The organism is Leclercia tamurae (assembly GCF_025566055.1).
GTDB classification, from domain to species: domain Bacteria; phylum Pseudomonadota; class Gammaproteobacteria; order Enterobacterales; family Enterobacteriaceae; genus Enterobacter; species Enterobacter tamurae.
In genome coordinates this window covers 90,430-111,806 of the sequence record NZ_JAMHKS010000062.1, presented here as the reverse complement: position 1 = coordinate 111,806, position 21,377 = coordinate 90,430, and the positions used below count along the sequence as shown (strand labels likewise).

Annotated in this window: 4 protein-coding genes; all 4 read right to left on the bottom strand. The window is 64.2% G+C overall.

Translation table 11 applies throughout. The features are described 5' to 3' along the window. Positions 1-167: 167 nt before the first annotated feature. Positions 168-1,367, bottom strand: coding sequence for an HlyD family efflux transporter periplasmic adaptor subunit (locus tag M8318_RS02920; RefSeq protein WP_262660914.1), 1,200 nt, complete (start codon positions 1,365-1,367; stop codon positions 168-170). Beyond that, positions 1,348-3,543, bottom strand: a complete 2,196-nt coding sequence (locus M8318_RS02915) for a type I secretion system permease/ATPase (RefSeq protein ID WP_262660913.1) — start codon at positions 3,541-3,543, stop codon at positions 1,348-1,350. Before M8318_RS02915 ends, M8318_RS02920 begins: the two co-directional genes overlap by 20 nt. Continuing rightward, positions 3,540-4,940, bottom strand: a complete 1,401-nt coding sequence (locus M8318_RS02910; protein ID WP_262660912.1) for a TolC family outer membrane protein — start codon at positions 4,938-4,940, stop codon at positions 3,540-3,542. The genes M8318_RS02915 and M8318_RS02910 overlap by 4 nt, the downstream gene beginning before the upstream one ends. Before the next feature lie 76 nt (positions 4,941-5,016). Continuing rightward, positions 5,017-21,168 carry a BapA/Bap/LapF family large adhesin gene (locus M8318_RS02905; RefSeq protein ID WP_262660911.1) on the bottom strand — a complete coding sequence of 5,384 codons (16,152 nt, stop codon included), beginning with the start codon at positions 21,166-21,168 and terminating at the stop codon, positions 5,017-5,019. Positions 21,169-21,377 lie beyond the last annotated feature (209 nt).

Here is a 21,377-nt window from a genome sequence, read left to right as displayed (position 1 = left end):
GGTGGTACAGCACGAAAGTGGGGGTGATCGACCTGAAGAAAAAGTCGATCACCATGGGTAAAGGATGTTAAAAAGTGTTCACCATGTCCCCGAACATCTGTCTACCATGTCCCCGGACCGTACACCCTCAAGGGAGAGGGGATCGTCCGTGCGGGAGATGAGAAAAACTACCTTTCCCTCAGCGCCTCTTTCGCACGGTTAAACGGCTTGATCATATAATCCATCACCGATTTCTCGCCGGTTTTGATATCCACCGTGGCAATCATCCCTGGCACAATCGAGAAGTGCCTCCCCGCTTTGTTGACCAGATAATCCTGACTGGTGCGGATAAATACCCGGTAATAGAACACTTCCGGTTTGGCTTCATCCTGAATGGTATCCGGCGAGATGGTCTCCACCACGCCGTCCAGCCCGCCGTAGATGGCGTAATCGTAGGCGGTGATCTTCACCAGCGCCTTCTGCCCCGGGTGGATAAAGGCGATATCGCGCGGTGACAGGCGGGTTTCAATCAGCAGGTGATCGTCCACCGGCACAATCTCCATCATCTCGCCGTTCGGCGGGATAACGCCGCCGATGGTGGTTACCTTGATGTTCTTCACAATGCCACGCACCGGGGAGGTCACCGTCAGACGAGTCACCGAATCCTCACGCCCCTTCAGCACCGCAGAGACCATGTCCACTTCGGCATTGGATTTAGACAACGCTTCCCGGGCCTGCACGTAATACTGCGAGCGCAGGTCGGTGAGCTTCAGCTCCAGGTCGCTCTTCTGGCGCTGCAGGCGCAGAGCTTCAACGTGGCTGGCAGCGCCGGTTTTCACCAGCCGCTGGGTGATGGCGAGTTCCGCGTTAACCAGCTCCAGCGCCTGGCGCAGCTCGCGCCGGGAGTCTTCCAGCTGCTCGCGGCGGGAGTTGTAGAGCCGGGTTTCCGCGGCGATCAGATCGGTCCATTTCGCCAGCTCGGGCGGGAAGGTGAGCGGCAGATCGTTCACCTCTGCATGCAGACGGGCGCTGGAGGCCAGCGACGCACGGTAGCGGGCGGCGCTTTCACCGACGTTAGATTCAGAGCGGGTCGGGTCGAGGCGAGCCAGCACCTGGCCGGCTTGCACCTGATCCCCCTCGTGGACCTTCAGCTCGGCGAGGATCCCGCCGTCGAGTGACTGTAAAACCTGCTCGCGGGAGCTGGGGATCACCTTCCCGGTGCCGGTCGATACCTCATCCAGAATGCTGTACCACGCCCATACTCCGCCGATGATAAACAGCAGCAGGCTGATTAACACAATGCTTCTGGCCCCGGTATAGCCGCTCTCGGAGCCGAGGGCGTTATCCAGATCGTCTATCGCGGCGGCATCATGCTGACTGATTTTCATTTTTCCACTCCCGGCCATTTGCCTGCTGCGATTGTTGCTGCATTCGGCTGTTGCTCAGCGCCTGGGCTTTCGGCGCATCCATCACCAGCATGCCCTCTTTCAACACCACCACGCGCTCCACCAGCTCCAGCATCGGCACCCGGTGGGTAGCGACGATCAGGGTCCGGTTGCCGAGCCACTGGCTCAGGCGCTGAATAAATTCGCGTTCGGTGTGCTCATCCAGCGAGGCGGTAGGTTCGTCCAGCAGGACGACATTGGGATCGCGCAGGAACATACGCGCCAGCAAAATCGACTGGCGCTGGCCGCCGGAGAGCCCGACGCCGTTCTCCATGATCGGATGGTCCAGCCCCTTCGCCAGCTTCTGCACGAAGGTGGCTGCGCCGCACATCTCCAGCACGGCAAAAATCTCGTCGTCGGTGGCGCGGGGCATCCCGAGGGTGATGTTCTCGCGCAGGGTGCCGTAAAACAGCCGCGCGTTCTGGCTCATCAGGCCGACGTTACGCCGCACGTCCGCCATGTCGAGATGGGGCAGGCTGAGGTTGTCGAGCCGCAGTTCGCCGCCCACCAGATCCATCCCGCCGACCATCGCCTGCAGCAGGGTCGATTTGCCCGCGCCGTTGCGGCCCAGGATCGCCACGTGCTCGCCGGGTTTGATCTCCAGCCGGTTAATGCGCAGAACCGGGTTCTGCACGTCACCGCCGTAGGCAAACTGCGCCTGTTCGAACAGGTAGTGGCCGCGCAGCACGTCCTGGCGGATCGGCGTCTCTTCACGCTGGTTCTCGGTGGGGAGCTGCATAATGTTGTCCAGCCCCTCTTTGGCCGCCTTCACCTGCTGCCAGCGGGCCAGCACACCGCACAGGGTCGCCATCGGGGCGATCATCCGCGAGGCCAGCATCGAGGCGGCCACCACCGCACCGGTGGTCATTTCGCCTTCGATCACCATCGGGGCACCCACCACAATCACCGCGGTATAGACCAGGCTCTGAATGGTCATTCCCCAGCTGATCAGGCCCTGGGTCAGCTCGCGGGTCTTCAGGCCCGACTCGGCGGTGATTTGAATGTAGCTGTTCCACTGTTGCAGGAAGCGGTTCTCCGCCTGCATCAGCTTGATGTCTTCCAGCCCCTGCACGCTCTCCACCAGCACCGCGTTGCGCAGGGTCGATTCATGGGCCGACTGCTTCGCCAGCGCCGCCAGCTTTTTCTGCAGCAGCAGGCCCGGCAATACCATCAGCACCGCCGCCACCGGGGCGATCCACGCCAGCGACGGGGCGATGATCGCCAGCACGCCGACAAACAGGAAGAAGAAGGGCAGGTCAACGATGGTGGAGATGGTCGAGGAGGTGACCATCTCGCGGATCTGCTCCAGCTCGCGCAGCTGGGAGATAAAGCTGCCGGTGGAGCGCGGCACCGCGCTGTTACGCAGGCGCAGGGCATGGCCGAACACCCGGTCCGAGACGCGCAGGTCGGCCCGTTTGCCCAGCAGATCCATAATGTGGCAGCGGGCGAGTCGCAGAATAAAGCCGAACAGGGTGGCAATCAGCACCCCGATGGTCAGCACGTAGAGGGTAGGGTAGGACTGGGCGGGGATCACCCGGTCATAGACCTGCATCGAAAACAGAATCCCGGCCAGCGAAAGCAGGTTGATGAACAGCGCCGCCAGCATCACGTAGGTGTAGGGGCGCAGGTCGCGCATCACCAGCCGGTAGAGCCAGTCCGGGCGGTATTTTGAGATATAGGCATCCACCCGGCTGTCTTTTAACGCCGCCAGCGGACGCAGGGCCACCACCTGATGAATGGCCGGCAGCAGCGCCGCCAGCGAAACGCGGTTGGTCTGGGCCTTGCCGTCAAAGAAGCAGACGTCGAGCATATCTTCCCCGTCGAAGTGCTCAATGACGCCGATCTTGCCGTCATTAAGCTCCACCACCACCGGCAGACGCCAGCTGTTGATCGACTCCTGGCCGTTGTTGAGCAGCTTAAAGGAGAGCCCCGCCTCACGGGCCAGCCCGCTCAGGGCCGGGGTTTTGCTCTTCCCCTGTAGCCAGGGGGCGCCAGCCACCAGCGCGCCGGGGGAGCAGGCCACCCGGTAGCGGGTGGCGACATAGCCAAACGCCTGCGCCCAGTGCTCCAGCGCCTCCTGCGTCAGTGGCTCCTCGTGAAGGATATCGTCTCGCGTCATGGCTGGATCTCCACTGACTGAATAGTGTGGTTTTCAAGGCTGAAGGCGTTGCGCATTCGCCCGGTGTTATACAGGCAGTTGATCTGCAGCTGGTGCAGCTGTCCGGCGGTTTGCCACTGGGTAAAGCGAGTCTGGTAGACCTCCTGCTCGGCGTTCAGCACGTCCAGCAGCGGGCGGGAGCCCAAATCCAGATACTGCTGCTGATAGAGTTCGCGGGTGCGCTGGCTGAGGGTCTCCTGGCGGGACTGGATCTGCAGGGTGCTCATCAGGCTCATCACCTGGCTGCGCGACTCCTGCAATTTTTGCCGCACGTCCAGCCGGGTGCGCTGCACGTTGGACTGCGCCGCCTCCACCGCATGGCTGGCGGCGTTACGCCGGGCGTCCAGGCCACCGCCCTGGTAGATCGGCATCTCGACGTTGACCGACACGTTGTACTGGGTTTTATCCAGCGTGTCGTGGCCGGGATAGCGATTGTTAATGTAGTGACGAACCTCCGGCTCCAGCGAGATGGTCGGGGTCATCTGGGCGTTGGCGTAGTCCAGATTGGCCTGCGCCACATTGGCCTGCGCCCAGGAGGAGAGCACCGCGGGCACCAGCCGGTCATCGGGATCTTTGATGTCGCAGCTTTGGGCCAGTTTGGCCGGGAAGGCGTTGCTTACCTCGTTGAGGTTGTTCCAGCCGAGGTTGCTCATCAGCGTGGCGCGGGCACTGTCGAGATTGGCCTGATACTGCATCAGCTGCGAGCGTGCCCCTTCGATACGGGCGTCGGTCTGCACCACGTCCGAGAGCGAGGTGGCCCCTTCGTCGTTACGCTGGCGCGTCAGTTGGCCGATGCTGCCGAGGGCCTCAAGCTGCTCTTCGGCGGTCTCCACCATCTGCTGCCACATCTGCACCTGCACCAGCGCGGTGGCGGTATCCCGGGCGATGGTATCAATGCTCAGCAGGACGTTGGCCTGCTGCTGCACCACGCCCGCGTCTTCGGCCCGCACCTGGCTGGAAACTTTGCCGAAGTCATAGAGCATCTGGGAGAGGGAGAGCACCACGGAAGGGGTAAAGCCGGTGTCGCTGGAGTTGTTACTGTAGCCGTTGTTGATCCCGGCGCTGATCTGCGGGTAGTACTTCGATTTGGCGACATCAACCTGCTGGATCTGTTCGTAGAGTTTGCCCACCGCTTCGCGGATGGTGGGATGCCAGTTAACGGCACGGTTCACCGCATCGCCCAGGGTTAAGGTGCCGGGGGCAGCCGGGCTTGTCGGCAACGCCACCCGGCCATTCAGCGAGGGCAGCTCCTGATTTTCATTTACTTGTCCAAAACTAATGACCGCAGGGGAGTCGGCAGCCAGGGCGTGCCCGGACAACAGGCAGCACCCAAGCCACCAGCAAGGTGCTTTGTTCATGGCATTATCCCTAAAAAACTGAACAACTTTATAATGTTAAGCCCGGGCGACGTGCGCCCGGGTCTTGTTATTAGCGCTATCCGGTGATGATGTGTTGTTGGTTAACCAGCTCCTCGTAGGTTGTCTGAACGTTATCCAATGTTACCAGTGTAGTATTGGTGTAAATATTTGCTGCACCGTCCCGGTCGACAGAGATCACGGTATTGCCATTGCTGTTGGTAACACTCAGATAGTTGCCCAGCGTGGCGTTGTCCCCGTTCCAGCCCACCAGCAGATCGCTGATATCGATCTTGTCTCCCTGCGCCAGAGAGAAGTTGGTCCAGTGGTCGTTGCCGCCGTTGCCCGCCGTGCCGTTACCCGCCGTACTGTTGAGCACCTCGTAAATCAGCGTGTCGCCATAGGCGCTACCGGTGAAGGTATCGTTATGCTCGGAGCTGGCGAACTGTGGTGCCATGTTGATGGTCAGGGTCGCGGTATCAGTGGTGCCGTTCTCGCCGGTCAGTTTGTAGGTGAAGGTCTCCTTAGTGGTCATTGAAGCCAGCGACACGCCGCTGTTGAGGGTATAGGTATACGCCCCGTCCACGCCGATGGTCAGCACCCCGTAATGCCCCTGAACCGTGGCGGTGGCCGTGGCAGTGGTATACGGGTCCAGGGTGGTGACGGTGCCGGTATAGCTGGTGATGCTCAGACGGCTGTCCACCGAATGGAGCTGATCCAGCACGCCGCCCGAATCCGAGCCGTCAAAGATATTGCCGGTGACGGTGTGGCCCGCGGTGGTGAGCTCACTGTTGAGGAACACCGTGGTACCGGTGACGTACGGCGTGATGGAGATCTGGCCTAACCCCAGCGGACCCATCGCCCCGGTAAAGTTAAGGGTGTAGGTCCCGGCGTTCAGATCCAGATCCGGCAGGTTGATGGTGGCCACGCCACCCAACAGCAGACCGCCATTGAAGGAACCGCTTCGGGTCACGCCTGCCCCGGTAATGGTCCAGTTCACGTTCAGGCCGCCCAGCGACAACAGTGAGGCGACGTTGAAGTGCAGCACCACGTCATGCAGGGCGGTGTTGGCCGCCACCTCAAACGTGCCGCTGCCACTTTTGGAGGTGGAGGCGAGCAGGGCGGCGTTCCAGGTCGCGTTACCCACCGTATCATCGCGATAGGCTGCGACCTGCGAGGTGGTGTCGAAGACCAGCGCATCGCTGACGTCGTTGACCGCATCCAGCGCCACTGGCGTTGGGGTGATGTTCAGCGAGGCGGTGTCCTTGTCGCCATTCGGTGCCGTCACGGTATAGATGAAGGAGTCCGGCGTGCTGATCAGGTCCGCCCCGACCCCGTTCCGCAGGGTATAGGTATATTTCCCCTGGGCGTCGATATCCAGAGTGCCGTACTGCCCCTCAATGCGGGTGGTGCCCGTGGCGTTCACGTCAACACCATTCACCTGAGTAACGACGGTGCCGGCAGGCACGATGTCACTCTGCAGCACGTCGCCGGTGGTGGCGGCAGTGGTGCTGGTGACGGCGTAGACATGGTCCTCCAGAATGTTGATCTGGTAGCCGGTCAGCACCGTGATCCCCGCCGCGGTGTTCATCAGGAAGAGATACTCCCCGGCCGGCAGGGTCAGCGTCAGCGGTGCCGAGGTGCCCCCCAGCAGCGGCGCGCGCAGCCAGCCCGCCTCGGTGCGCATCCGCTCATAGCTCTGGGTCGCCGGGTTGAACTTGTAGATATAGAGGTCAAACACCGATCCCACGGCCACCCCACCAACGGAACCCTGAATCGTCATGGTGCGGGTGGTGCCTTCCTGGACGCTGTACTTCATGGTCTCGCTGCGATCGTCCAGCAGGTTGAGGTTCAGCACGTTACCCAGATTGACACCCACCACGGTAAAGCCGCCCTGGCTCGATGGACCATAGTCGATGGACTGCACCTGGGTGTTAAAGGTCAGCGAGGCGGTATCGTCCACCGCCGTCACGCTGTTGCGCACCGTGTTCTCACCCAGGGTGATGACCAGGCGGGCATCGTCCGTCGCCCCTTTCCCGGCGATGTTGTAGGTGAAGGTGTCGGTCCGGCCCAGCACTGAGGTGCTGGTGTTGGTCAGGGTGTAGGTGTAGCTCCCGTCGGCGTGCAGGGTCAGGGTGCCGTACAGCCCGTTAATGGTGGTGCCCGCCTCACCCGCCGCCACGTTGACGGTGACGCCGTTGGCGTTGGTGACGCTGGTGACCAGGGTGCCGTTCGGGGCGCTGTCGCTGCCGCTCACCGGATCGGTGTCGGTGATGACGTTGCCGTTTTTCACCAGCGCGCCGGTCAGGGTGCCCGCGGTGGTTTGCGTGACGTCCACATCCAGGCTGGTATAGGACCCGGTCGCCAGCAGGTTGGAGTTATAGCTCAGGACGCGATACTGCCCGCCCGGCAGGCCGGTCAGGTTGAGGGTCACGCCGCTGGACCCGAGGGTCAGCAGGTTGGCGAACTGCGGCAGACCGGTATCCACTTCCGTGGTCCAGGTGGTGCCGTTCCAGCGTTGAACAATCACCTCCAGGGTATTAAGCAGGGAGAGCACGATGCCGCTGGCGCTGGCGTTGATCTCCATGTTGGCGCTGCCGCCGGTTGGTACGGTGAAGGTCACCTGGGCGGAGTTATCCCCCAGCAGCGACAGCACGTTACCGACCCCGCCCACCAGCTGGAGGCCATAGTCACTGTACTGGGCGGTGCTGACGGTGGCGGTGGTCGTCAGGTCCAGCCCCACCACGTTGTCACTGGCGGACAGCGGCAGGTTCGGCGCAATCACCGTCCCGGTGACGGAGGTATTACCCGCCGCATCGGTAGCCGAGAGAGTGATCCGCTCCCCTTCGGACTGCTTGTCGAGGAAGGTGTAGCTCCAGGCTCCCTGGGCGTTGGCGGTGGTGGTCACCACGCTGTTATCGCTCAACAGCAGGGTGATGGTGCTGCCCGCTTCGGCAGTACCGCTCAGGACGCTGCCGTCGGCGTTGAAGGTTCCCTGCGGCGTGCCCGGGGCGATGGTATCCACGATAACCGTGCTCAGCGGCGTGGACGGGCTGGTGCCGACCGCATTGCCCGCGGTGGCGGTAAAGGCGTGGGAGCCGTTACCCAACGGCACGGTTGGGGTATACGTCCAGACCCCCGCGCTGTTGGTGGTCACCGTGGCTAACAGCACGTTGTTGTCATACAGGGTGATGGTGGAGAGCGGCTGCGCGGTCCCGGTCAGGGTCGGGGTGGTGTCGTCCGTGCTCTGGCCGCTCAGCAGGTTGCCGATGATGCTGCCCACGTTGTCGTTAACGCTGGTGATGACCGGTGGGTTCGGCACCAGCGAGTACGGCATCCGCAGATCTACCGTCAGCCCGGCGTTACCGGCCCGGTCGGTGGCAAAGACGTGTAGCAGCTCGGCGTTAACCTGCGGCGTGGAGAGCGTGACGCTGAACCTGCCGGTGGCGTCAGCCACGCCGGTCCCCAGTACCGTCACGTTGTCGGTACCGAGAATAGTCACGGTGCTGCCCACCTCGGCGGTGCCGGTGACCTGGCCCCCGCTGTTAAGCACGGTGAAGCCGCCCGGTGCGCCCGGCGCAACGGTGTCAACAGTGATGGCGGTGACCGGCGACGCCGCGCTGAGGTTGCCTGCCGCATCGGTGGCGGTGGCGGTGAAGTTATGCACCCCGTCGGTGAGGGTGGTGGTGGTCTGCGGCAGGGTCCACTGACCCTGGGCGTTGGCCGTCACCTGGCCCACCAGCGTGGTGCCGTCGTAGATCCGCACCACGGCGTTGGCTTCGGCGGTACCGTTGAGCGTCAGGCGCGTGTCGTTAGTCGGATTACCGTTGAGTACCGGACCCTGGATGGTGCCGACGTCATCCACTACCGAGGTAATGACCGGCGCACCCGGGGCGGTGGCATCGAGGTTAAGGTTAAAGCCCGCGGTCGGCAGACTGACGTTGCCCACCGCATCGGTGGCGGTCACCGTCAGGACGCGCTGGCCGTCGGGCAGCGGCGTGGCTGGGGTAAAGCTCCAGGCGCTATTGGCGTCGGCCACCACGGTGCCCAGCAGCAGGTCACCGTCATAGATACTCACCGTTGAGCCCGCTTCTGCCGTGCCGCTGAGGGTCGGTCTGGCGTCGTTGGTCAGCTGACCGCTGGTGAGCGACACCAGGGTGCCGACATCATCCACCACCGAAACCAGTACCGGCACCGCTGGCGGCAGGGTATCCACCGTCAGGCTGAAGGTGGCGGAGGCATCGCTGACGTTACCTGCCGCATCCGTCGCCACCGCCGTGAAGTTGTGCTGGGCGTTGGTGAGCGGCGTGGTCAGGGCGATGGTCCAGTTGCCACTGCCATCGGCGATGGCGGTGCCCAGCAGGGTCTGACCTTCAAACAGCTGTACCCGGGCGTTCGGTTCGCTGGTGCCGGTGAGCACCGGCAGGGTGTCGTCGGTGCGCTGGCCGCTGGTCAGGGCACCGGTGATGGTGCCAGCATCGTCCTGGGCGAGGGTGATGACCGGCGCGATCGGTTTGATCGCATCGACAATCACCGTGAAGCCCGCCGAGAGATCACTGAGGTTGCCTGCCGCATCGACGGCGCTGGCGGTGAAGGTGTGGCTCCCGTTGCCCAGTTCGGTCCCCGGCGTGAAGGTCCAGTCGCCTGCGGCGGTGGCCTGCACGGTGCCGAGGGCGACGCCGTTGTCATAGACGGTGACCGTGGCGTTCGCCGCGGCTCTGCCCGACAGGGTCGGGGTGGTGTCGTCAGTGACCTGGCCGGAGACGGTGAGCGGCGTCTGGATGGTGCCCACGTTATCGGCGGCCGCGACGATGGTTGGTGCCGCTGGCGCCAGGGTATCCACCGTCAGGGTAAAGGCTCCGCTGACCGGACCGGTATTTCCGGCAAGGTCGGTGGCGGTCAGGGTCACGCTGTGCAGCCCGTCCTCAAGGAGGGTGTCAGGCGTAAAGGTCCAGTTGCCCGAGGCGTTAACCACCGCGGAGCCGATCTCCTGCCCGTCGACCAGAATGCGAACCGTGGAGCCCGCTTCGCCGGTACCGTTAAAGGTTGGCCGGGCGTCGTTGGTGAGGCCGCCGTTGGTGATCGGCCCGGTAATGGTCCCGACATCATCCACTACGCTGCCGAGAACCGGCGCCACTGGGGCGACGGTATCAACGCTCAGCGAGAAGGCTGGCGAGGTGCCGGAGACGTTACCTGCCGCATCGGTGGCGGTGACGCGCAGCGCATGCGGCCCCTGGGCCAGATCGCTGGTCGGGGTAAAGGTCCAGTCACCGTCGGCGTTCACCACCGTGGTGCCGATCTCGACCCCGTTATCCAGGATGCGGATGGTGGTGCCCGCCACGCCGGTGCCGGTCAGTTCCGGACGGGCATCGTTGGTGAGCTGGCCGCTGACCAGCGGGCCGGTATTGCCCGCCACGTCGTCATTAACGCTGACCAGCACCGGGGTGGCCGGTGGGGTCATGTCGACGGTGAGGGTGTATGCCCCGGACGGCTCGCTGACGTTGCCTGCGGTGTCGGTGGCGATGGCGGTAAAGCTGTGCAGGCCTTCGGCCAGTACCACCGTTGGGGTGAAGCTCCAGATCCCGCTGGCGTTAGCCAGCACGGTGCCGAGCAGTCTGCCGCCTTCATAGATGGCGACGCTGCTGCCCGCTTCCGCGCTGCCGGACAGGGTCGGGGTGTTGTCGTTGGTGAAGCCGCCGCTCGCCACGTTGCCGGTGACCGGCCCCACGTCGTCGTTAGCCCCTGTGATGACCGGTGCCGCCGCCACGGTATCCACTACCAGTGAGAACGGTGCAGAAGGCTGGCTCTGGTTACCCGCCGGGTCGGTCGCGGTGATGAGCAGGGTATAGGTGCCATCGTCCAGCGCTGCTGGCAGGGTAAAGCTCCATGCCCCAGTGGCGCTCACGGGTACGGTGCCAAGGACAGCGTCACCGGAGTAGATGGTGATCACGTCGCCCGGCGTCGCGGTGCCGTTCAGGGTTGGCTGGTTGTCGTCGGTCGGCGTGCCGCTGACCACTGACCCGGTCACGGTGCCGACGTTATCCACGAGGGTGCCGAGGGTCGGCGCCGCAGGTGGGGTGAGATCGATATTGACCGTCGCCCCTGGCGACTGGCCGCTGGTCTGGCCGTCAACGGTGGCGGTCACGCTGAAGCTGTGGCTGCCTTCAGCAAGGGCTGTTGCAATCGGGAACGACCAGGCCCCGGTGGTGGCGTCGGCGGTGACGGTACCCAACGGCGTGGTGCTGTCATCCAGATAGACTGTGACCAGGCTGCCCGGGATCGCTGTCCCGGTCAGGGTTGGGGTGGCGTCGTTGGAGCTGCCGCCTTTAACGTTAACGCCGCCGCCGGTGCCGTTGTCATCCACAATGGTGTCGATAACCGGCACGTCCGGCAGAGCTGGCGTGGCCGGGACGTTATAGGTCCCCGGATCGCTGACGTTACCTGCCACATCGCTGGCGGTCAGGCTCAGGGTGACCGCATCGCTTTGCGGCGGGGTCAGGGCCACCGAGAACTGGCCCTGGGCGTTGGTCACGCCGGTGCCCAGCACCACGTTGCCCGGGCCAGTTACCGTAATGATGGAGCCCGCTTCGGCGGTGCCGGTCAGCGGCGTACCGCCGGAGACGATGCCGGTCACCACTGGCGCACCCGGCGCCTGGGTGTCGACGATCAGGTTAACCGGCGTGCTTTGGCTGGTGTTGCCCGCCGCATCGCTCGCCACCACGGTGAAGGTGTGCGAGGCATCGGACAGTGGCGTACCGGCCGGGATCGGCAGCGTCCACTGCCCCTCGGCGCTGACCTGCACCTCGCCCACCGGATTACCGTCGACCAGGACGGTGATGGTGCTCAGCGGCTCGCCGGTACCGGTCAGGGTCGGCGTGCTGCTGTTGGCGTAAAGCGCACCGTTGGCGAGGGTGCTGTCGGTGATCTCCAGCAGCTGCGGGATCGCCGGTGGCACGGTGTCAATGGTGTAGACAAAGTCACTGCCCGCCTCGCTGACGTTCCCGGCGGCATCCAGCGCCGCTACGGTCAGGGTGGTAGAGCCATCGTTCAGCGCTGGGGTGGTGATGGTCCAGCTACCGTTGGTGACCAGGCCGCGACCCACTTCAATGCCGTTGCTGTAGAGAATGACGGTGGTGCCGTCCTCTCCGCTGCCGGTGACGGTTGGGGTGTTATCGTTGCTGCTGCCGCCCGCCGTAACGTTGCCGGTGACCGGTCCGGCGTTATCCGCCACGCTGGCGATCACTGGAATATCAGGCACGCTGCTGTCGACGGTCACCGTCATGCTGCCTGAGATCGGCGAGACGTTGCCCGCCTCGTCGGTGGCGGTGAGGGTGAAGCTGTGCGACCCCTCGGCCAGCGGCTGGTCCGGACGCCATGTCCAGTTGCCGTTGATGTCGACCACCACTTCGCCCACCGGCACGTTACCTGTCGTGGTCTGGTCATAGATGGTGATGGTGTCGTCCGGCGTGCCGGTGCCGCTCAGCACCGGACGGGTATCGTTGGTGGCCCCGTTGTTGCTCACCGGGCCGGTGATGTCGCTGACGTTATCCGTGACTACTGGCAGCCCCGGTGCGTCCGGCGCGTCGGTATCGATGGTGATAGTCACCGGATTCGACGGCGCACTCTCGTTGCCCGCGCCGTCGCTGTTGGTCACGGTCAGGCTCAGATCGTAGGTACCATTCGGCAGGCCCGCTGGCGGCGTCCAGGTCCAGGTCCCCCCTGGCTGAACGGTAGTTTCCCCGATCGGCGTGGTGCCGTTGTAGATGGTGACGATATCGCCCTCATTCCCGGTGCCGCTCAGGGTTGGGGTGGTATCGCGGGTGCTGCCGCCGCCGGAAATAGCCGTCTCGCCACTGCCGTCAGGGTTGACGGTGATGTCCGGGATGTCCGGCGTGGCAGGCGGCACGTTATCCACCACCAGGTTAAAGGTGCCGGAGGTGGCGGTGTTGCCCGCCGCATCGCTGACCGTGGCGGTCAGGGCGTGGGTGCCGTTACCCAGCGGGACGGTCAGCTGGATGCTCCATGCTCCCGTTGCGCTGGTGGTGGCGGTGCCGAGCAGGGTGGTGCCGTCATAGAGGCTAATCTGCGCGTTTGCCGGGCCGGTCCCGCGGATCAGCGGCAGGGTTTCATCGGTCGGCTGGTCGCTGACCACGTCGCCGGTGACGCTTCCGCTGGTGTCCACCGCTACGGTGATGACCGGGGCGACTGGCGGGACGGTATCGATGGTGAGGTTAAAGGCCGGGGAAGGCTCGCCGGTGTTACCGGCGGCATCCGTCGCCACCACGGTGATCGCGTGCGGCCCCTCGGCGAGGGCATCTTCAGGGGTGAAGGTCCATACCCCTCCTGCACCCACCAGGGTTGTACCGACCTCAACGCCATCCACCCGAATGCTGATGGTGGTCCCGGCTTCCCCGGTGCCGTTCAGGGTCGGAAGGGTGTCGTTGGTGGCACCGTTGTTGGCGATGGCCACCGGGCTGCCGGAGAGATCGTTCACCACGGAGGTGATCGCTGGCGCGTCCGGGGCGGTGGCATCCACCACGATGCTCCAGCTGTTGGAGGCGGCGCTGTTGTTACCCACGGCGTCGACGGATTGCGCCGTCAGGACGTGGCCGCCGTCAGGCAGGGCGGTGGTGAGCTGGATCTCCCAGGTGCCCTCCGCGCTGGCCTGGGTGGTGCCGATCAGCACCGTGCCGCTGTAGATCTGGATAGTGGTGTTGGCCGGACCGGTGCCGCGGATCAGCGGCGTGGCATCATTGGTGGTCTGCCCGTCGGTGACGGTGCCGGTGACAGCGGTCACGTTGTCCACCACGTCAGTAATCACCGGGATGGCCGGTGGGGTGGTATCCGGGGCGACGATCTGGCCTTCCGCGCCGGTGTTTCCGGCGATGTCAGTGGCGGTGACCGTCAGCAGTTCACCGTTCAGTTTCGGCGTGGTGAGGGTGACGGAGAAGCTGCCGCTGTCGTCAACCACGCCGGTGCCGATCACTGCGTTTCCATCGCGTACGGTGATGGTGCTGCCCGCTTCACCACGGCCGGTAAGGGTAGTGCCGTTATTGAGGACGGTGAAGCTGTCCGGCGCGTCCGGGGCGAGGGTGTCGATAATAATCGAGGCCACCGGCGAGGCCGCGCTGAGGTTGCCTGCCTCATCAATGGCGATGGCGGTGAAGTTATGCTCGCCGTCCTCAAGGGCGACGAGGGTCTGATCCAGCGTCCACTGGCCTTCGGTGTTAGCGGTGGTCTCGCCCACCAGGGTCTCGCCGTCGTAAATGCGCACGATGGCATTGGCTTCGGCGGTGCCGTTGAGGGTCGGACGGGTGTCGTTGGTCGGGCTGCCGTTGAGAACCGGGCCCTGCACCGAACCGGTGTTATCCACTACCGAGGCGATGGCCGGTGCGACCGGGGCGGTGGCATCGACGTTAACGATAAACCCGGTGGTTGGCGGGCTGACGTTGCCTGCCGCATCGGTGGTGGTCACCGTCAGAGTGTGTTCCCCGTCTGCCAGCGGGCTGAGCGGGGTGAAGCTCCAGGCGTTGTCATCCCCGACGAGGGCGCTGCCCAGCAGGGTCGTGCCGTCGTAAACGTTCACCGTGGTGCCCGCTTCCGCCGTGCCGCTGAGGGTTGGTCTGGCGTCGTTGGTCAGTTGGCCATTAGTGAGGGTTACCGTCTCACCCACATCATCCGTGACCGTGGCCAGCACAGGTGCCACGGGCACCTGCGTATCCACCGTCAGGGTGAAGACGGCGGACGAATCGCTGGCATTGCCTGCCGCATCGGTCGCCACCGCGGTGAAGTTGTGCTGAGCATCGCTGAGCGGGGTGTTGACCTCAATCGACCAATTGCCGTCGGCATTCGCGACCCCTTCGCCGACCAGCACGTCATCGGCAAAAATCTGTATCCGGGCGTTCGGTTCGCTGGTGCCGGTGAGCACCGGCTGGTCGTCGTTGGTGGTGCGGCCGCTGGTGAGCGAGCCGGTCACCGGGTCGATATTGTCAATCGCCAGGGTAATCGTCGGCGGGGCAGGAGGCAGGGTATCGACAATCAGCGTGAAGCCCGGGGAGGTCTCGCTGAGGTTGCCCGCTTCATCGCGAGCGCTGGTGGTAAAGGTGTGGCTGCCGCTGGTCAGGGCCGTGGCCGGGGTCCAGCTCCAGTCGCCGGTTTCGTTGGCCTGCACGGTGGCGACGAGGGCACCGTTGTCGTAAATCGCCACGCTGGAATTGGCTTCAGCCTGTCCGGTCAGGGTCGGCGTCGTGTCGTCGGTGGTTTGGCCGGAGGTGGTGATTGGCGTCTGAATAGTGCCCACGTTATCGCTGATGGCGGTAAGCGTCGGCGCCGTTGGGGCCAGGGTATCCACCGTCAGGGTAAAGGGATCGCTGGCAGGACTGGTGTTTCCGGCGGCGTCGGTGGCGGTAAAGCGGATGCTGCGGGTGCCTTCTGCCAGCGCCGTTTCCGGGGTGAAGGTCCAGCTCCCCGAGGCGTTAACCACCGCGGTGCCGATCTCCAGCTCGTCAACAATGATGCGGATGGTGGCCCCCACTTCGCCGCTGCCGGTGAAGGTTGGGCGGGCGTCATTGGTGACATCGCCGCTGTCCAGCGTGCCGGTCACGGTGCCGACATCATCCACCACGGTGTTGAGGACCGGTGCCAGTGGGGCGGCGATATCGATATTGATGTTGAAGACTGGCGAGGTACCGGAGACGTTGCCCGCGGCATCGGTGGCGTTGACGCGCAGATCGTGTGGTCCGGCGGCCAGATCGCTGGTTGGGGTAAAGCTCCAGCTGCCGCTGGCGCTGACCAGCGCGGTGCCGATCTCGATCCCGTTATCCAGGATGTGGACAGTGCTGCCCGCCACGCCGGTGCCGGTCAGTTCCGGACGCACATCGTTGGTGATCTGCCCGTTGGTCAGCAGGCCGGTATTGCCCGGCACGTCATCGTTGATGCTGACAATCACCGGGGTAGCCGGTGGGGTCATGTCCACCACCAGGGTGTATGCCTCCGAGAATGGGCTGACGTTGCCCGCGCTGTCGGTGGCGACCACGGTAAAGACGTGCTGGCCTTCCGCCAGCACAGTGGTCGGGGTGAAGCTCCAGGCGCCGGTAGGGCTGGCGGTGACGGTGCCAATCAGGTTGATGCCGTCGTAGATGGCGACGCTGCTGCCAGCTTCCGCGGTGCCCGTCAGGGTTGGGGTGTTGTCATTGGTGCTGCCGTTGTTGGCGATGTTGCCGGTGACCGGCCCGACGTCATCGTTGGCCCCGGTGATGATCGCTTCGCCCGCGGTGGTATCCACCACCAGCGAGAACGGCTCTGAGCGTGAGCTTTCGTTCCCGGCCGGATCGGTGGCGCTGAGGGTCAGGGCGTAGGTGCCATCATCCAGCGGTTCGGTCAGGGTGATGCTCCAGGCCCCGGTGTTGCCCACTGTGGCGGTGCCGATCAGGGTATCGTCCGCGTAAAGGCGGATCACATCCCCCGGGGTTGCCGTACCGGTGAAGGTCGGCAGGTCATCGTTGGTTGGTCTGCCGCTGACCACTGTCCCGGTCAGCGGACCGACGTCGTCCACCACGGAACCAAACGCCGGGGCGTCCGGGGCGGTGAGATCGATATTAACCGTCGCCGCTGGCGATTGGCCGCTGGTCTGGCCGTCAACGGTGGCGGTCACGCTGAAGCTGTGGTTGCCTTCGGCCAGTTCAGCAACCGGGAACGTCCAGGCACCGGTCGTAGCGTCGGCGGTAACGGTGCCCAGCGCCGTGGTGCTGCCGTCCAGGTAAATTGTCACCAGGCTGCCCGGGATCGCCGTGCCGGTGAGGGTCGGGGTGGTGTCGTTGGAGCTGCCGCCTTTGACGTTAACGTTGCCGTCTGTACCGTTGTCATCAAGGATGGCGTCGATAACCGGGACGTCCGGCAGCTGTGGTGTTGGTTCGACGATAAAGCTGGCCGGATCGCTGGCGTTCCCCGCCGGGTCGCTCGCTACCACGCCCAGGACGGTTTCGTTGTACTGCGGTGGGGTCAGGGCGATGGAGAACTGCCCCTCGGCGTTGGTCACGCCGGTACCCAGCACTACTTCATCCGGGCCAAGGACCGTAATGGTGGAGCCCGGTTCGGCGGTACCGTTCAGTGGGGTGCCGCCGGAGACGATCCCGGTGACCACTGGACTATCCGGTGCGTCAGTATCCACCACCAGGGTGACCGGGCTGCTTTGGCTGGTGTTGCCTGCCGCGTCGGTCGCCACCACGGTGAAGGTATGGGTGTCATCCGACAGTTCGCTGCCGACCGGCAGCGGGAAGGTCCACTCTCCCTGCTCGTTGACCTGCACCTCGCCCACCGGATTACCGTCGATCAGGACGGTGAGGGTGCTCAGCGGTTCGCCGGTGCCGTTCAGGGTCGGGATGTCGCTCTTCACGTACAGCGTGCCGTTGGCCAGGGTGCTGTCAGAGATCTCCAGCAGCTGCGGATTGCCCGGCGGCACGGTGTCGATGGTGAAGGCAAAGTCGCTGCCGGTGCCGCTGACGTTCCCGGCGGCATCCACCGCCGCCACGGTGAGGGTGGTGGGGCCGTCATTCAGCGCTGGCGTGGTGATGGACCAGCTGCCGTTGGTAACCAGCCCGCGGCCCACTTCAACCCCGTTGCTGTAGAGGATCACCGTGGTGCCGTTTTCGCCGGTCCCGGTGACGGTCGGAGTGTTGTCGTTGGTGCTGCCGCCCGCGGCGAGATTGTCATTCACGCTGGCGATGGTTGGGATCGCAGGCACGAGGGTGTCGACGGTCACGGTGATGGCATCTGATACCACTGAGGCATTGCCCGCCGCATCGGTGGCGACAACGGTAAAGCTGTGTGACCCCTCGGCCAGCGGCTCCTCGGCGCGCCAGGTCCAGTTGCCGTTGATGTCGACCACCACTTCGCCCACCAGCACGTTACCTGCCGTGGTCTGGTCGTAAATGCCGATCACGTCATCCGGTGTGCCGGTACCGCTCAGCACCGGACGGGTGTCGTTGGTCGCGCCGTTGTTGCCCACCGGCCCGGTAATTTCGCTCACGTTATCGGTGACGACCGGCGCATCAGGTTGATCCGGCGCGTCGGTATCAATGGTGATGGACACCGGCTGCGACGGGGCGCTCTCGTTGCCCGCGCCGTCTTTGTTGGTCACGGTCAGGCTGAGATCGTAGGTGCCGTTCGGCAGCCCTGCTGGCGGGGTCCAGGTCCAGTTGCCGCCCGGTGGGATGGTGGTTTCCCCGATTTTAGTGGTGCCGTCGTAGATGGAGACGATATCGCCTTCCGTCCCGGTGCCGCTCAGGGTCGGGGTGGTGTCGCGGGTGCTGCCGCCGGAGGTGAGGGGCTCTTCACCGCTTCCGTCAGGGTTGACGGTGATCGCCGGTACTTCCGGGGTGCCCGGGGCGAGGGTATCCACCACCAGGTTAAAGCTGCCGGAGGTGGAGATATTGCCCACCGCATCGCTGACCGACGCGGTCAGAACGTGGGTGCCATTAACCAGCGGCGTGGCGAGCCGCAGGCTCCAGGTGCCATCCGCATTGCTGGTGGTGGTGCCGAGCAGGGTGGTGCCTTCGTAGATGCTGATCTGCGAATTGGCCGGACCTGTCCCCTCGATCACCGGACGGGTTTCGTCGGTCGGGACGTTGTTGCTGATATCGCCCTGCACGCTGCCGGTGTTATCCACCACCCGAGTGATCGCCGGGATTTCAGGGGCGACGGTATCGATGGTCAGGGTAAAGGTCCCGGAGGCGGGGCTGCTGTTACCGGCGGCATCTGTCGCCACCGTGGTGATCTCATGCAGACCATCCAGCAGCGCCGTGGCCGGGGTGAAGCTCCACTCCCCGCCGTCGCCCACCTGCGCCGTGCCAACCTCCACGCCATCCACCCGAATGCTGATGGTCGAACCCGCTTCGCCGGTGCCGTACAGGGTCGGGCGGTTGTCGTTGGTGGTGCCGTTGTTGCTGATGGCCACCGCAGTCTCAGGCAGATCGTTGATCACCTGGGAAATGGCCGGGGTGGCCGGTGGGGTGGCATCGATGATGAGGGTCCAGCTGTTGGAGGATTCGCTGCGGTTGCCTTCACCGTCAACGGCTTGCGCCGTCAGAACATAGCCGCCGTCGTCGTTCAGCTCCAGCTCGCTGGACCAGTTGCCGTCGGCATCCACTTCGGCAGAACCCACCAGGAGCGCGCCGTTGTAGATATTAATGGTGGCGCCAGGTTCGCCGGTACCGGTGACTACCGGACGGGTGTCATTGGTGATCTGCCCATTAACGACCACGCCTGTAATGCCCTCCACGTCATCCACCACGCTGGTGATGACCGGGGCCTGCGGTGGGGTGATGTCCGGGGCGGTAATGGCCCCTTCCGGCCCGGTGTTACCCGCCGGATCGGTGGCGGTGACCGCCAGGTCTTCCCCGTTCAGGCGTGGGGTGGTGAGGATAATCTCGAAGCTGCCGTCCGGACCGGCGGTCCCTCTGCCGATGATGTCGTCGCCATCACGAATGGTGACGGTGCTGCCCGCTTCGGCGTTACCGGTGACGATGCTGCCTTCAGGGTTGATCGCAAGGTTGGTCGGGGCGTCAGGCGGGGTGACATCGCCAACCACGGTGCTGACTGGCGGGCTTTGGTTTCCGGCAGCATCGGAGGCCACCACGTTGATGGTATCCCCTTCGGTTTGTGCCTCGGTGAGGGGAACGCTGTAGTCGCCGTTAGCATCGGTCTGGCCCTTGCCAATCACCGTCCCATTCCCGTCGGTAATGGTGATGGTGCTGCCTGGTTCGGCGGTGCCGGTGACCTCAGTGCCGCCAGGGATCAGGCCGATGGTCGGCTGGTCCGGCGGGGTGCGGTCAATGGTAAAGGCAAACGGGGCGGAGGGGGCGCTGGTGTTGCCTGCCAGATCGGTCTCCGTCAGGGTGATGCTGTGCGCGCCATCGGCAAGCGGCGTGTCTGGCGTAAAGCTCCATTTGCCGTCCGCGCCAACGGTAGCCTGGCCCACGACCTGGCCGTTGTCATAGAGGGTGATGATGCTGCCCACGTCGCCGGTGCCGTTCAGGGCAGGGCGGTTGGCGTCGGTGGACTGTCCCGCGACCAGTACGCCCTGCACCGTTCCGGTGGTGTCAGTGATCGTCACGCCGGACGGGGCATTTGGGGCGATGGTGTCAACCGTAAGGCTGAAGGCCGGTGAGGCCGGGCCTGTATTGCCCGCGCCGTCGGTGGCCCGGGTGGTGATCTGGTGTGCGCCTTCCCCCAGCGCGGTGTCCGGGGTGAAGCTCCAGCTGCCGTCGCTGTTGACCTGTGCAGTGCCGATGGCGTTACCGTTGTCGTAAACCGTGATGGTGCTGCCGGGTTCGCCGCTGCCGCTAAAGGTCGGGCGGGCGTCGTCGGTGATCTGGCCGCTGGTGAGCGATCCGGTTGCGCTGCCAGCATCATCGACAACGGAGTTGATAGTTGGGGCCTGCGGCGGGGTAGTATCCGCAGCGGTCACCGGGGTGCCCGGTCCTGTGTTGCCTGCCCCGTCGGTAGGGGTGACTGTCAGGGTTTCGCCGTTGGTGTAAGGGGTGCCCAGATCGACGGTGAATTCACCGTTGCTGTCGGTCTGACCTCTGCCGACCACATTCCCGTTGGCGTCGGTGACGGTGATGATGCTGTTGGCTTCGGCGCTCCCGCTAAGCTGAGTGCCGTCTGGTGAGAATCTGAGGTTGCCGGCCGCGCCGGGAGGCGTGGTGTCGTTCGGGTTGGTGACCGGCGGAGTGGGGTTACTGCCATTGCCGCCGTCGCTGCCACCGCCATTACCATTATCACTGTCACTTCCACCACCGCCGCCACCGCCGCCGCCGCCGGCGGCAAGGGCAATGCCCCCTGCCACCGCCACGCCACCCAGGGCCCACGGCCAGATCGCCGCTTCACCTGCCGACGCGGTGGTAGTGCCTGCCAGCAGGGCATCAATGGAGGCAATCGACTGGTAGCTCTCAGCGGCCATTGGATCGGCAATCCACCACAGCGCGCCATTCTCCTCTTCCAGCACCAGCTGGCTGATACCCTGATCGCCGGCGACAAAGAAATTTTTGAGGGTCAGGGTTTCGCCGTCGGCCAGCTTAACAATCAGGTCATTGCCGCTGCGTTCGTAGCCAAGAATGTCGGCCCGTTCGGCGTTGATCTTAACGATGGAGGAGTCATTCAGCGTGACCTGAGTCCCGTCTGTTACCGATTCCACGTGTGTCAGTTTGGAGATGACAGTGATTTTACTCATGTATATTACTCCCGGCAGAGTGCAATGAAATGGCGAGCGGTTTAAGCCATTTCTATTGAGCAGATTGAGCGCCACCCGTAGGGAAATTGTTTATTTGCAACAATGACCCAGGGTAATTATTTAAAAGTTATTAATGGCTGCCGATAAAGCGATGGTGGCAGCGGTATTTTGCCCTTGGTATTCAGGGGGGTAAGACGAATGGGGGTATA